13 protein-coding genes are annotated in these 13956 nt (G+C 53.0%); 7 read left to right on the forward strand and 6 right to left on the reverse strand.

Annotated elements, in window-relative coordinates:
- Positions 1 to 87: 87 nt before the first annotated feature.
- The 6 genes from rng to csrD form a co-directional block, all read right to left on the reverse strand.
- Positions 88 to 1557: a ribonuclease G gene (gene rng / locus OGY33_RS15205; RefSeq protein WP_003025190.1), complete on the reverse strand. Its 1470-nt coding sequence runs from the start codon at positions 1555 to 1557 to the stop codon at positions 88 to 90.
- Positions 1547 to 2140 (reverse strand): Maf family protein, encoded by a 594-nt coding sequence (locus tag OGY33_RS15210; RefSeq protein ID WP_191238078.1) that lies wholly within the window; start codon positions 2138 to 2140, stop codon positions 1547 to 1549. Before OGY33_RS15210 ends, rng begins: the two co-directional genes overlap by 11 nt.
- Before the next feature lie 7 nt (positions 2141 to 2147).
- Positions 2148 to 2636, reverse strand: a complete 489-nt coding sequence (gene mreD / locus OGY33_RS15215) for a rod shape-determining protein MreD (RefSeq protein WP_003025196.1) — start codon at positions 2634 to 2636, stop codon at positions 2148 to 2150.
- Complete coding sequence (gene mreC, locus OGY33_RS15220; protein ID WP_191238077.1) at positions 2637 to 3659, reverse strand: rod shape-determining protein MreC; 1023 nt, start codon at positions 3657 to 3659, stop codon at positions 2637 to 2639. It lies immediately after the preceding gene.
- 66 nt (positions 3660 to 3725) lie between these two features.
- Positions 3726 to 4769 (reverse strand): rod shape-determining protein MreB, encoded by a 1044-nt coding sequence (gene mreB, locus OGY33_RS15225; protein WP_000913396.1) that lies wholly within the window; start codon positions 4767 to 4769, stop codon positions 3726 to 3728.
- A 306-nt stretch (positions 4770 to 5075) separates the two neighbouring features.
- Complete coding sequence (gene csrD / locus OGY33_RS15230; protein ID WP_048215442.1) at positions 5076 to 7016, reverse strand: RNase E specificity factor CsrD; 1941 nt, start codon at positions 7014 to 7016, stop codon at positions 5076 to 5078.
- Between the two features lie 225 nt (positions 7017 to 7241).
- Here csrD and acuI point away from each other — a divergent pair, with 225 nt between their 5' ends.
- The 7 genes from acuI (at position 7242) to panF (ending at position 13954) form a co-directional block, all read left to right on the forward strand.
- Complete coding sequence (gene acuI, locus OGY33_RS15235) at positions 7242 to 8216, forward strand: acrylyl-CoA reductase (NADPH) (RefSeq protein WP_003828832.1); 975 nt, start codon at positions 7242 to 7244, stop codon at positions 8214 to 8216.
- 119 nt (positions 8217 to 8335) lie between these two features.
- Positions 8336 to 9340, forward strand: coding sequence for a protein-methionine-sulfoxide reductase catalytic subunit MsrP (gene msrP, locus OGY33_RS15240; RefSeq protein ID WP_191238076.1), 1005 nt, complete (start codon positions 8336 to 8338; stop codon positions 9338 to 9340).
- On the forward strand, positions 9341 to 9940 hold the full coding sequence (gene msrQ / locus OGY33_RS15245) for a protein-methionine-sulfoxide reductase heme-binding subunit MsrQ (RefSeq protein ID WP_128317543.1): 600 nt from the start codon (positions 9341 to 9343) through the stop codon (positions 9938 to 9940).
- A 392-nt stretch (positions 9941 to 10332) separates the two neighbouring features.
- The gene (gene accB / locus OGY33_RS15250; RefSeq protein WP_003025210.1) at positions 10333 to 10803 is read left to right on the forward strand and encodes an acetyl-CoA carboxylase biotin carboxyl carrier protein; all 471 of its coding nucleotides are present in this window, start codon (positions 10333 to 10335) and stop codon (positions 10801 to 10803) included.
- A 10-nt stretch (positions 10804 to 10813) separates the two neighbouring features.
- Positions 10814 to 12163, forward strand: a complete 1350-nt coding sequence (accC, locus tag OGY33_RS15255; protein WP_003828838.1) for an acetyl-CoA carboxylase biotin carboxylase subunit — start codon at positions 10814 to 10816, stop codon at positions 12161 to 12163.
- Positions 12164 to 12270: 107 nt separating this feature from the next.
- A complete protein-coding gene (locus OGY33_RS15260) occupies positions 12271 to 12513 on the forward strand; it encodes a YhdT family protein (protein WP_003828839.1) in 243 nt (80 codons plus the stop codon).
- Positions 12503 to 13954 carry a sodium/pantothenate symporter gene (gene panF / locus OGY33_RS15265; RefSeq protein WP_048215439.1) on the forward strand — a complete coding sequence of 484 codons (1452 nt, stop codon included), beginning with the start codon at positions 12503 to 12505 and terminating at the stop codon, positions 13952 to 13954. Before OGY33_RS15260 ends, panF begins: the two co-directional genes overlap by 11 nt.
- The last annotated feature ends 2 nt before the right edge of the window (positions 13955 to 13956 follow it).

The following is a 13956-nucleotide window of genomic DNA, read 5'->3' on the forward strand; positions in this document are numbered from 1 at the left end:
ATATGACTCACACCCCTTGAGTGAATATTGCCGGATAACGGCGCTTGCGCCTTATCCGGCCTACATGCGCGGGTGCCACTACACGATTTACATCATGACGACGTCGAACTGCTCCTGGTTATACAGCGGTTCGATTTGTACTTTGACCTGTTTGCCGACAAAGATCTCAACTTCCGCCAGCGCATGTGACTCTTCACCTTTCAGGGTTTCAGCCACTGCCGGAGAGGCATAAACCAGGAAACGATCGGAGTCATATGCATGGTGTACGCGCACGATTTCGCGCATGATTTCATAGCATACGGTTTCCACCGTTTTCACCGTACCACGCCCATGGCAGGTCGGACACTCGTTGCACAGTACATGTTCCACGCTTTCACGTGTGCGTTTGCGCGTCATCTCCACCAGGCCCAGCTGTGAAAAACCGTTAATGCTGGTTTTTACGCGATCCTTGCTCAGAGCCTGCTCCAGGGAGTGCAGCACCCGGCGACGGTGATCTTCATTATTCATGTCGATAAAATCGATAATGATAATACCGCCGAGGTTACGCAGACGCAGCTGACGAGCAATGGCCTGCGTTGCTTCAATATTAGTATTAAAGATAGTGTCGTCGAGATTACGATGCCCAACAAACGCGCCAGTGTTGATATCCACGGTGGTCATCGCTTCGGTTTGATCGATGATCAAATAACCGCCGGACTTCAGCTCAACTTTGCGTTCCAGCGCGCGCTGGATTTCATTCTCAACGTCAAAGAGATCAAAAATAGGCTGTCGCCCGCTGTAATGTTCCAGCTTGCTGGTCATCTCGGGGATATATTCCGCCGTAAATTCCAGTAACGCCTCATAGGTCAGACGGGAGTCGACGCGGATGCGGTCAAGCTGCGCATCGGCAAAGTCACGCAACACGCGCTGTGCCAGTGCCAACTCACCGTACATCTGGTAGCGCGTTTGCGGGCGCTTTTTACGCTCCATGACTTTCGTCCAGACGCGCTTCAGGTAGGCAGCATCCGAGGCCAGATCCTCTTCGCATACGCCTTCCGCCGCCGTACGAATGATGAAGCCGCCCTGCTCATCGCAGTAATCCGCCACCACTTTTTTCAGGCGTTCGCGTTCGGTTTCGCTTTCGATACGTTGGGATACGCCAACGTGCGAAGCACCCGGCATAAAGACGAGATAACGGGAAGGTAGCGTGATGTCCGTCGTCAGGCGTGCGCCTTTAGTTCCCAACGGATCTTTTACCACCTGCACCATCAGATCCTGACCCTGGCGCACCAGTTCAGAAATGTCGCGTACGGTGAACTGTTTTTGTTCTTCACCCGCCACGCATTCGGTGTGCGGCATGATGTCAGAAGCGTGAAGAAATGCGGCTTTATCCAGTCCAATATCTACAAAAGCCGCCTGCATACCCGGAAGTACACGACTTACACGACCTTTGTAGATATTGCCTACGATTCCGCGTCGCGCCTCACGTTCAATATGAATTTCCTGCAGAATACCACCATCGATGTAAGCCACCCGAGTTTCCGATGGCGTTACGTTTACCAACAATTCAGCCGTCATGTTTATCCCTTTTCTCACGCAGTGCGTTAAAATTGGTCAGCAACTCATACGTTTCTACCAGCGGTAAGCCGACTACGGCGTGATAGCTGCCATTTATCTTCCTGACAAAACAGCCACCCAACCCTTGAATACCGTATGCACCTGCTTTATCCATTGGTTCACCGCTGGCAACATAGCCCGCGATGTCCTCATCGGTTAGTGCTCTGAATGTCACTTCCGTCACTACCAGGCAGTCCAGACTGTGCTGGCGATCGGCCAGTGCCACGGCCGTCATAACTTGATGCGTTTTGCCCGACAGTTTGCGCAGCATTGCTGCGGCATGGTCGGCGTCGTGCGGTTTTTCCAACACTTCGCCATTAAGGATAACGATGGTATCCGCACCCAATACCGGCAAATCGCGCGGGGTCAGCGCTACGCCAGTCTGCGCTTTTTCGCGCGCCAGACGGGAAACGTACTGCTGCGCGCTTTCCTGCGGGTGCCGCTGTTCTTCAATCCCAGGGACCAGTCGTTCAAACGTAACACCAAGCTGAGCGAGCAACTCCTGACGACGTGGAGAACCTGAAGCAAGATACAGAGTATTCATATCAACCTTATTGCACCGCAAACTGCTGACGGACTTTACGCATCAGTAAGAATAGCCATGGCCAAAGCACACCATTCACTACACTACTCCAGAACACTTCAGGTCTGAAAGAGACGTTGATCACTAAAAACTCGGCCCAGAAAACAATAATATCCACGACCAGTGATAACAACATGACCACCAGCGCCTGTTGCCAGAGCGCGAGGTTTCGGAATAGCTGGAATTTCAACGCGACCAGATAAGCAATGATACTCATCGATAATGCGCGCACGCCAAGCGTGGAGCCGCTGATGAGATCCAGTATGGCACCCACCACAAATCCCGTGCCCACATTTACGCGATGCGGCAGTGCCAGGATCCAATACAATAAGATGAGCAGCACCCAGTTTGGCCGGAAAACCAGAATGTCATCCGGCCAGGGCATGACTTGCAGCAACAGTGCAATAAGGAACGAGAGCCAAATCACCCAACGTCCCTGGCTACGATAGCTTGCCACTTACTGTCCTCCCGGCTTACGCGGAGCAGGTTGTGGCGGCGTGGTATCTGCGGGCGCTGGAGCCACGCCTGTTGCAGGTGCTAGCATTGGCGCAGGCGGTCCCATGGTATCTGGTGCAGGCAGAACTTGCGGCATCATCTGCATCAGACGTTCATTAGCAACGCGGTGTACTTCTTCCGGCGTCATCGGGTTTGCGCCATTACGATCGGCACCCCACAACAGCAGCAGATAGCGCAGACGCTGCAGACCCGCAGTCGGGCGAGCCTGAATCACGGTATAAGCACGCTGAGTGTCCAGCTTAACGGAAGAAACAACAGCAACCGGATAACCTTCAGGGAAACGTCCACCCAGGCCCGAGGTGACCAGCACATCGCCAACGCGAATGTCGGTGTTAGCCGGCAGGTGTTCGAGCTGAAGATCGTCGGTGCAGCCGTTACCCGCAGCGATCACGCGGATATCGTTACGCAGTACCTGAATGGGCAGCGCATGCGTCGCATCGCAAATCAGCAGCACGCGGCTGGTCAATTTAGCCACCGCCACGACCTGACCTACTACGCCTTTGTCGCTAATAACCGGCTGGCCTTCGTAGACGCCGTTAACGCTCCCTTTGTCGATCACAACCTGATCGCTGTAAGGGTCATTAACCGTTGAGATGACCTGCGTCACCATCTTTTGTTCGTCCTGACGCAATGGCGATCCCAGCAGCTCACGCAAACGCGCGTTCTCCTGTTTGTATTGCCCCAGCATCAGCAGTTCGCTGTTTTTCAGCAGCAGTTCCTGACGCAACGCCCGGTTTTCAAGTTCGAGTTGGTCACGCGAAGCCAGCGTTTGCGACACGCCGTCGAGTAATTCACGAGGACCATTTGAGATAAAGTAGAAAGGACTGACGGCGGTATCCATGTACGTTCGGATTTGACTAAACGTACCCAGGCGGCTGTCGGCAATAATAACGCCGAGCGCCACCAGCACCGCCAGAATAAGGCGAATCTGTAGCGACGGGCCACGGCTAAAAATTGGCTTCATAGTCTATGCGTATTCTCGTATCAGAGCGGAAGGGCAACCCGCGGGGGCTACCCAACCTGCATCCGATTACTCTTCGCTGAACAGGTCGCCGCCGTGCATGTCGATCATTTCCAGCGCCTTGCCGCCGCCGCGCGCCACGCAGGTCAGCGGATCTTCAGCAACAACAACTGGAATACCGGTTTCTTCCATTAACAGACGGTCAAGGTTACGCAGCAGCGCACCGCCACCGGTCAGCACCATACCGCGTTCGGAGATGTCAGACGCCAGTTCCGGCGGGCACTGTTCCAGTGCAACCATTACTGCGCTCACGATACCGGTCAGTGGTTCCTGCAGGGCTTCCAGAATCTCGTTAGAGTTCAGGGTAAAGCCGCGCGGAACGCCTTCAGCCAGGTTACGACCGCGAACTTCGATTTCGCGTACTTCGTCACCCGGATAAGCGGAACCGATCTCGTGTTTAATACGTTCTGCGGTCGCTTCACCGATCAGTGAACCGTAGTTACGACGAACATAATTAATGATGGCTTCATCGAAGCGGTCGCCGCCAATACGGACAGAAGAGGAGTAAACCACGCCGTTCAGGGAGATAACGGCAACTTCAGTGGTACCACCACCGATATCAACAACCATTGAACCGGTTGCTTCAGAGACTGGCAGACCCGCACCGATCGCGGCCGCCATCGGCTCTTCGATCAGGAAGACTTCACGAGCACCTGCGCCCTGAGCGGATTCACGGATCGCACGGCGTTCAACCTGAGTTGCTCCAACCGGTACACACACCAGTACGCGCGGGCTTGGGCGCATGAAGCTATTGCTGTGCACTTGCTTGATAAAGTGCTGGAGCATTTTTTCAGTCACGAAGAAGTCAGCGATAACGCCGTCTTTCATTGGGCGAATTGCAGCGATATTGCCCGGCGTACGACCCAGCATCTGCTTCGCATCATGACCTACTGCAGCCACGCTTTTCGGCGAACCGGCACGATCCTGACGAATGGCCACAACAGAAGGCTCATTCAATACGATGCCTTGTCCTTTTACATAAATAAGGGTATTCGCGGTACCCAGGTCAATGGACAGGTCATTGGAAAACATGCCACGAAATTTTTTCAACATACTAAGGGATAATCCTGAAAGCTGGGGCGGAAAACAAAATCCGCTTACTTTACCAACCACACGCAGCAGCGACAAGGCGCAAAAATCATCTGCTACGGTGAAAATTAGTGCAGTTCGTTTCCTTTGTTACAAAACCGGCCTGAGTCCATCAGGGCTGAATAAATCAGCAGCACTCCTCGCTTTTGTTTGCAACCTGTCAAAGGTCATTCACCTGCATGTTTGCTGTTACAACCTGGCGAGCAGGCAAGCACACCCCCAGAAGGCACAGCGCGCGTTATTCTACGTGAAAACAAATTAAACGGCAGGTTAAACCGAGTATCTTTGCGAATATTTTTTCACGTTAGTGTCAAGTGGTTGTGATGCGGCAAAAAAATCCCCTTGCCCACCTGCAACTCCGCGTTCTGTCAGCGTATGCCACTCACTACGCGAACGTACGCCCGTGGCGTAAACCTGCGTGGGTGTTCCCGAACAGGCCTCCACCAGGCTTTGAACCAGAAGCTGATTTTCCGTTCGCTTATCAATGTTCCTCACCAGACTTGGATGAAGCTTCAATAACTCAACGTTAAGCTCTTTGATCCAACTGGTGCTCACCAGCGTTAACCCCGCCTGCGTAACGGCAATACGCACGCCCAGCGCATTCATCAATCTGATAACGGGCTGTAACCGGCTGATATGTTGACAGACATCTGCCTCAGCAAGTTCAATAATTATGCGTTTGCGTAATGATTTTTCGCACTGCATCAGCGTATCACGCAGCCAGCGCTGAAAACGTGGACGAATAAGCGATTCAACCGTTGTCTGCATCGCCAGATTTTCCTGCGGCCAGTAGCCCAAAAGCAGGATCAGACGGCTTATCTGCAAACGGTCATATTCTTCTGCCAGACCAAATTGCAGGACCATCGGCATATATTCCGCCGAAATGACCTCTTCGTTGCCATCAAAAATACGGCACATCAACTCCCGATGGTGCACCCGGCCTTCGCGCGTTACCGCAGGCTTTTGATAAATTCTTGGCCCACCCCGGCTGAGCATCTGTTCGATCAGCGTTCGCCAGCGTACATTGCCCCGACCTTTTTCCGGCAGCGAGTCATCATAGACCGACCAGCTATTTCCGCCCTGCAATACCGAATTCCGGGTGGCGGCTTCGGCATGATCCATTACTTGCTCCGGCGACTGACCGCTGCGGCAAACGCAAATGCCAATATGAACCATATCGGCACGATCGATCATTTTATTAGCCGGAAGTGCATCTACCGCTTTTAATAATTGCCCGGCGATGCTTTCCGCCTCTTTTAGAGTACGGTGCGGCAGCAGGATAGCAAAATCGCTACGGTGGTAGCGCGCCAGCAACGCGCCCGGATAGCGCGTCATAAAAGTCGACAACAAATTGATCAGCGTCGAGATTTGTTCTTCCGCGAGGGTGATTCCCCAGCTATCGCGCAGCAGCGTAAAGTCCGGCAGGCGCACCATCATCACGACGCCATGCGAGCCTACTTTTTCCTGATCTTCCAGCAGCGTGGCCAGTTGGTTATCAAAGAACAAGCGGTTGCTTAGCCCGGTTTTTGTATCCTGCGCGACATAGGAACGAATCAGCGTATCCAGGCGGCTGCGTTGCTCGCGGGCATTTTGAATTTCAGTCAGCAGCATATCGAGCGCACTGCTGGTACGCGCAGGCCATTCATAGACCGTTCCCCGTACGTTCGGTCCACGTTCGCCGTTCAGAATACGCGTAGAACGGATCTCCAGCAGCTCCTGACCCGAAAGCTGGCGCTGAAGCCAGCGCACAGACAAAAAGAGCATCAGAATAATGAAAGCAATGGCTATCGTGAGCGGTGCGGTGGTCAGTAGCGAATGGAAATAGTTACCCATCGGATCCTGATAAACCAGACGCAATGACATACCCGGATGCTTGACCAACGGTACGGTAATCTCGCGGTAGAGATTGTTTGTCCCTGCCGGTCGGTAGCTGCTGGTCCGTGAGTGGTCATACACCACGTTTTCGCCCTGCAACAGTTCGATGCGCACGATATCAACAGAAACCATCAGTTCATCTATTTGCGGAGTTAACGCAACGACATCTCTGGAGACCAGATGCGTATCAATCGCCGTCGCGACTGCATGAACGCGCGTGGTGAACTTATATTGAATAGCGTTGTAGAAACTCAGCGAACAGCCGATCAGAGTCACGAAGATCGTTAACCCGGTAAGCAGCGTGACAAAAGCTGAAAATTTCGTCGTTAATCGCATCCTTGTGTTAACTCCGACAGTTATGAAACAGGCCTGAAAGTGATAAATCGACTCTAAAATGCAAAACTGACCACAAAATCCGCCAATTTATACAAACTGTGAGGGCATACTACCAAATCAGGTATATCTGGCAATTTATTGCGCAGAATCGGCATCATGTTTTGATTAGCGAGTATAGTCTTCATTATTAATTTTCCAATCCACTATACGAATTGAGGACAGGTTATGCAGGCTTTGATCTTAGAACAGCAGGACGGAAAAACCCTCGCATCCGTTCAACCCCTCGACGAAAATCAGCTACCGGAAGGCGATGTGACGGTGGATGTCCACTGGTCAAGCCTGAACTATAAAGACGCCCTGGCTATCACCGGCAAGGGAAAAATCATTCGTAATTTTCCGATGATTCCTGGTATCGATTTCGCTGGTACCGTGCGAGCAAGCGAAGATCCCCGTTTTCATGCGGGTCAGGAGGTTTTACTGACCGGTTGGGGCGTAGGTGAAAATCATTGGGGTGGACTGGCAGAACGCGCACGCGTGAAAGGCGACTGGCTGGTTGCGTTGCCAAAAGGGCTGGATGGACGTAAAGCCATGGTCATCGGTACCGCTGGCTTTACCGCCATGCTTTGCGTCATGGCGCTTGAAGATGCAGGAATTCGTCCGCAAGACGGTGAGATTGTCGTCACTGGCGCCAGCGGAGGCGTGGGCAGCACGGCCGTTGCGTTACTGCATAAGCTGGGTTATCAGGTTGCGGCGGTTTCGGGTCGTGAAAGCACCCACGACTACCTGAAAAGCCTGGGCGCTAACCGCATTCTTGGCCGCGATGAATTTGCTGAATCTCGCCCGCTGGAAAAACAGCTGTGGGCTGGCGCGGTGGATACCGTTGGCGACAAAGTTCTGGCGAAAGTCCTCGCGCAGATGAACTACGGCGGCTGTGTTGCCGCCTGCGGCCTGGCGGGCGGTTTCGCTCTGCCAACCACCGTGATGCCATTCATTCTGCGTAACGTTCGTTTGCAAGGAGTGGACTCGGTGATGACCCCGCCGGCACGCCGTGCAGAAGCCTGGGCGCGTTTGGTTAAGGATCTGCCGGAATCGTTCTATGCTCAGGCTGCAACGGAAATTACGCTGGCGGATGCGCCGAAGTTCGCCGATGCCATCATCAATAACCAGGTGCAAGGCCGTACGCTGGTGAAGGTGAAGTAACAGACTCTGGCGCAGAAATTTACACTTAATTAACGAAATTTCGCGGCACATCTACAGACTCCCTGCCATATTAACTACGCGTCCCCTGTCAGTTATGACGCGTAAGCCGGGAGTCTGTTATGAAGAAATTACGTCCATTTACAGAAGCCGACGTCACTGACGAGTCGGCTTTTTTTATGCAGCGTCGCCATGTACTGAAAGCATTAGGGATCAGCGCAGCCGCGTTGTCTTTACCCCACTCTACGCAGGCTGACCTTCTGAGTTGGTTTAAGGGTAATGACCGCCCGCCCGCGCCTGCGGGAAAGCCGCTTGATTTCAGCAAGCCCGCCGCCTGGCAAAATTCGCTTCCTTTAACCCCAGCGGATAAAGTTTCTGGCTACAACAACTTCTATGAATTCGGTCTCGACAAAGCGGATCCGGCAGCCAACGCGGGTAGCCTGAAAACCGATCCGTGGACATTAAAAATCAGTGGTGAGGTCGCCAAACCACTCACTCTCGATCACGATACCTTGACCACCCGTTTCCCGCTGGAGCAACGGATTTACCGCATGCGCTGCGTGGAAGCCTGGTCAATGGTCGTGCCGTGGATTGGTTTCCCGTTACATAAACTGTTGGCGCAAGTGGAACCCACCAGCAATGCGAAGTATGTCGCGTTCGAAACGCTGTACGCACCGGAAGAAATGCCAGGGCAAAAAGATCGCTTTATTGGCGGCGGGCTGAAGTATCCCTATGTTGAAGGGTTACGCCTGGATGAAGCGATGCACCCACTCACACTGCTTACCGTGGGGGTTTATGGTAAGGCCCTTCCGCCACAAAATGGCGCGCCCATTCGCTTAATTGTGCCGTGGAAATATGGATTTAAAGGCATTAAGTCGATCGTGAGTATCAAACTCACGCGCGAACGCCCTCCGACAACCTGGAATCTGGCCGCGCCCAATGAATACGGGTTTTATGCCAACGTGAATCCGCATGTCGATCATCCCCGCTGGTCCCAGGCCACTGAGCGTTTTATTGGCGCTGGCGGTATTCTGGACGTACAGCGTCAGCCCACGCTGATGTTTAACGGCTATGCCGAAGAGGTTGCGTCACTGTATCGCGGACTCAATTTGCAGGAGAATTTTTAAGTGCGACTGACCGCAAAGCACATTACCGGGCTGAAATTTTGCCTGCATCTTGCCGGTTTTTTGCCGTTTATCTGGCTATTTTGGGCGATAAATCACGGCGGTCTGAGCGCGGATCCGGTCAAAGATATCCAGCACTTTACTGGTAGGACAGCTCTGAAATTCTTGCTGGCAACCTTGCTGGTCTCTCCACTCGCGCGCTACGCTAAACAGCCATTATTGATACGCACACGTCGCCTGTTAGGGCTATGGTGTTTCGCCTGGGCAACACTGCATTTAACCAGCTACGCGTTACTGGAACTGGGCATTAATAATCTGGCGTTGTTAGGGCGGGAATTAATTACGCGGCCTTATTTAACCTTGGGCATTGTCAGTTGGGTCATATTATTCGCCCTCACCTTAACATCCACGCAGGCTGCGCAGCGAAAGCTGGGTAAAAACTGGCAGTCTTTGCACAACTTCGTCTATCTTGTGGCGATCCTGGCACCCATACATTATCTGTGGTCGGTAAAAATTATCTCCCCTCAACCGATTATTTATGCAGCGCTCGCTGCGGTGCTATTAGCGTGCCGTTACAAGAAGTTTCGCCAGTGGTGGCGGTAGTTTCACGATATGTGCAGTGCGTTGCAAAACACGGACGATCCGATTTTCTTTACATGTTAACGGTTGATTATCTTCCCTGATAAGACCAGTATTTAGCTGCCAATTGCTACGAAATAGTTATAATGTGCGACTTTGCTATCCCCGGTAGCGTTTTTAAGGCGCTGAAAGGGTGACAATCGCATATTGAAGGTATATTTTGTCTTTTACCCGAAAATGGCAGAAGATAGCCGCACAATGACTAACAAGTCTGGCAATCTCACTTAATGGCAGCAGCACCCAGTGCAGCGCCTGAGATGCGTGGCATCTTGTCACTCACTGTTATAAAAATGCTATACAGACGGCGGTAAAACGCCTGTCACAATCTCACTAAACAAAGAGTACGGAACCCACTCATGGATATTCGTAAGATTAAAAAACTGATCGAGCTGGTTGAAGAATCAGGCATCTCCGAACTGGAAATTTCTGAAGGCGAAGAATCTGTACGCATCAGCCGTGCAGCGCCAGCTGCAAGTTTTCCGATGATGCAACAGGCTTATGCTGCACCAGTGATGCAGCAACCAGCTCTGTCTAACGCTGTCGCACAAACTGCCTCTCCAAGTATGGAAGCTCCGGCAGCAGCGGAAATCAGTGGTCACATCGTACGCTCCCCAATGGTTGGTACGTTCTACCGCACCCCGAGCCCGGATGCTAAAGCGTTCATCGAAATCGGACAGAAAGTGAATGCGGGCGATACCCTGTGCATCGTTGAAGCCATGAAAATGATGAACCAGATCGAAGCCGACAAATCCGGCGTAGTTAAAGCGATCCTGGTAGAAAGTGGTCAACCGGTAGAATTTGACGAGCCGCTGGTCGTCATCGAATAACGAGGCGAACATGTTGGATAAAATTGTTATCGCCAACCGCGGCGAGATTGCCCTGCGTATTCTTCGTGCCTGTAAAGAACTGGGCATCAAGACTGTCGCTGTGCATTCAAGTGCGGATCGCGATTTAAAACACGTATTGCTGGCGGATGAGACGGTCTGTATCGGCCCGGCTCCGTCCGTAAAAAGCTATCTGAACATCCCGGCTATCATCAGTGCCGCTGAAATCACCGGCGCGGTGGCAATTCACCCGGGCTATGGCTTCCTCTCTGAGAACGCCAACTTTGCTGAGCAGGTAGAGCGTTCTGGCTTTATCTTCATCGGCCCGAAAGCCGACACCATCCGCCTGATGGGCGACAAAGTGTCCGCAATCACCGCGATGAAGAAAGCGGGCGTACCGACAGTCCCAGGCTCTGACGGCCCGCTGGGCGATGACATGGACGCTAACCGCGCTCATGCTAAACGCATCGGCTACCCGGTTATCATCAAAGCTTCCGGCGGCGGCGGCGGTCGCGGTATGCGCGTCGTGCGCAGCGATGCCGAACTGGCACAATCCATCTCCATGACCAAAGCGGAAGCAAAAGCCGCTTTCAATAACGACATGGTCTACATGGAGAAATACCTGGAAAACCCACGCCACATTGAAATTCAGGTGCTGGCTGACGGTCAGGGTAACGCAATTTATCTGGCAGAACGTGACTGCTCCATGCAGCGTCGTCACCAGAAAGTTGTCGAAGAAGCACCAGCGCCAGGCATTACCCCGGAACTGCGTCGCTACATCGGCGAGCGTTGCGCCAAAGCGTGTGTTGATATCGGCTATCGCGGGGCGGGTACTTTCGAGTTCCTGTTCGAAAACGGCGAGTTCTACTTTATTGAGATGAACACCCGTATTCAGGTTGAACACCCGGTAACCGAAATGATCACCGGCGTTGATCTGATCAAAGAGCAGCTGCGCATCGCAGCGGGCCAACCGCTGTCCATCAAGCAGGACGAAGTTGTGGTTAAAGGCCATGCGGTAGAATGCCGTATCAACGCCGAAGACCCGAACACCTTCCTGCCAAGCCCGGGTAAAATCACGCGTTTCCACGCGCCGGGTGGCTTTGGTGTGCGTTGGGAGTCTCATATTTACGCAGGCTACACCGTACCTCCGTACTATGACTCAATGATCGGTAAGCTGATCTGCTATGGCGAAAACCGCGACGTCGCTATCGCCCGTATGAAAAACGCATTGCAGGAACTGATCATCGACGGTATCAAAACCAACGTTGACCTGCAGATCCGTATCATGAATGACGAGCACTTCCAGCACGGTGGAACCAATATCCACTACCTGGAGAAAAAACTCGGACTTCAGGAAAAGTAAGCGTGCGTTAACCGAAAAGGCCGGAAATTCCGGCCTTTTGTTTTTCTCCCCTCCCGCACGTGCCATAAGGTACAATCCCCGCTTTCTTTATCCACAAGGGACAAAAAATGGACGCTCGTTTTGTTCAGGCCCATAAAGAGGCGCGCTGGGCGCTGTGGCTAACCCTTTTATATCTGGTCACATGGTTAGTGGCCGCTTACTTACCAGATTCAACGCTGGGTTTTACCGGCTTACCGCACTGGTTCGAAATGGCCTGCCTGCTAACGCCGCTGGTTTTTATCGTGCTGTGCTGGGCGATGGTGAAGTTTATCTATCGCGACATTCCGTTGGAGGATGACGATGCAGCTTGAAGTTATTTTACCGCTGGTCGCCTATCTTCTGGTGGTCTTCGGTCTCTCAGTTTATGCCATGCGCAAGAGATCGACCGGTACCTTCCTGAATGAATATTTCCTCGGCAGCCGCTCCATGGGCGGCGTCGTGTTAGCGATGACGCTAACGGCAACCTACATTAGCGCCAGCTCGTTTATTGGCGGTCCTGGTGCCGCTTACAAATACGGACTGGGATGGGTGCTGCTAGCGATGATCCAGTTGCCCGCCGTATGGCTCTCATTGGGAATTCTTGGTAAGAAATTCGCCATTCTGGCACGCCGTTATAATGCTGTTACCCTCAACGATATGCTATTTGCGCGCTACCAGAGCCGCCTGCTGGTATGGCTGGCGAGCCTCAGCCTGTTGGTCGCGTTTGTCGGGGCAATGACCGTACAGTTTATTGGCGGCGCACGTTTGCTGGAAACCGCAGCGGGTATCCCCTACGAAACCGGTCTGCTGATTTTTGGCGTCAGCATCGCGTTATACACGGCGTTCGGCGGCTTTCGCGCCAGCGTACTGAACGATACCATGCAGGGCATGGTGATGCTGATTGGTACTATCGTTTTGCTGGTCGGCGTTGTTCATGCTGCCGGTGGCCTCAGCAATGCGGTGGTAACCCTGCAGACTATCGATCCTAAACTGGTCTCGCCGCAGGGCGCTGATGACATTTTGTCACCCACGTTTATGACCTCATTCTGGGTGCTGGTATGCTTTGGCGTGATTGGCCTGCCGCATACGGCGGTGCGCTGTATCTCTTATAAAGACAGTAAAGCGGTACACCGCGGCATTATCATCGGCACCATCGTGGTGGCGATTCTGATGTTTGGTATGCATCTGGCGGGCGCCCTGGGACGGGCGGTAATCCCTGACCTGACGGTACCGGATCTGGTAATCCCTACGCTGATGGTCAAAGTCCTGCCGCCGGTCGCTGCCGGGATCTTCCTCGCCGCACCTATGGCTGCGATTATGTCGACGATCAATGCCCAATTGCTGCAAAGCTCCGCTACGATTATTAAGGATCTGTACCTGAACCTTCGCCCGGAACAGCTGGAAAACGAAACCCGGCTGAAACGCATGTCGGCAGTGATTACCCTGCTGCTGGGCGCGTTACTGTTGCTGGCCGCCTGGAAACCGCCAGAGATGATTATCTGGCTTAATCTGCTGGCGTTTGGCGGGCTGGAAGCCGTCTTCCTGTGGCCTCTGGTGCTAGGCCTCTATTGGGAACGGGCAAACGCGTCAGGCGCATTGAGCGCGATGATTGTCGGCGGCGTGCTTTATGCTCTACTCGCCACCTTTAACGTTCAGTTCCTGGGCTTCCACCCAATCGTGCCCTCGTTACTGATAAGCTTGCTGGCTTTCTTGATAGGCAACCGTTTCGGTTCCGTCGTCCCGCAAGCCGCCATATTGACTACTGATAAATAAAG

The organism is Citrobacter sp. Cpo032, from assembly GCF_030332975.1.
GTDB lineage: Bacteria > Pseudomonadota > Gammaproteobacteria > Enterobacterales > Enterobacteriaceae > Citrobacter > Citrobacter portucalensis.

Bases quoted from the DNA above. Each gene is read 5' to 3' on its own strand.
- rng (WP_003025190.1), bottom strand. From the start codon at position 1,557: ATGACGGCTGAATTGTTGGTAAACGTAACGCCATCGGAAACTCGGGTG.
- OGY33_RS15210 (WP_191238078.1), bottom strand. From the start codon at position 2,140: ATGAATACTCTGTATCTTGCTTCAGGTTCTCCACGTCGTCAGGAGTTG.
- mreC (WP_191238077.1), bottom strand. From the start codon at position 3,659: ATGAAGCCAATTTTTAGCCGTGGCCCGTCGCTACAGATTCGCCTTATT.
- mreB (WP_000913396.1), bottom strand. From the start codon at position 4,769: ATGTTGAAAAAATTTCGTGGCATGTTTTCCAATGACCTGTCCATTGAC.
- csrD (WP_048215442.1), bottom strand. From the start codon at position 7,016: ATGCGATTAACGACGAAATTTTCAGCTTTTGTCACGCTGCTTACCGGG.
- acuI (WP_003828832.1), top strand. From the start codon at position 7,242: ATGCAGGCTTTGATCTTAGAACAGCAGGACGGAAAAACCCTCGCATCC.
- msrP (WP_191238076.1), top strand. From the start codon at position 8,336: ATGAAGAAATTACGTCCATTTACAGAAGCCGACGTCACTGACGAGTCG.
- accB (WP_003025210.1), top strand. From the start codon at position 10,333: ATGGATATTCGTAAGATTAAAAAACTGATCGAGCTGGTTGAAGAATCA.
- accC (WP_003828838.1), top strand. From the start codon at position 10,814: ATGTTGGATAAAATTGTTATCGCCAACCGCGGCGAGATTGCCCTGCGT.
- OGY33_RS15260 (WP_003828839.1), top strand. From the start codon at position 12,271: ATGGACGCTCGTTTTGTTCAGGCCCATAAAGAGGCGCGCTGGGCGCTG.
- panF (WP_048215439.1), top strand. From the start codon at position 12,503: ATGCAGCTTGAAGTTATTTTACCGCTGGTCGCCTATCTTCTGGTGGTC.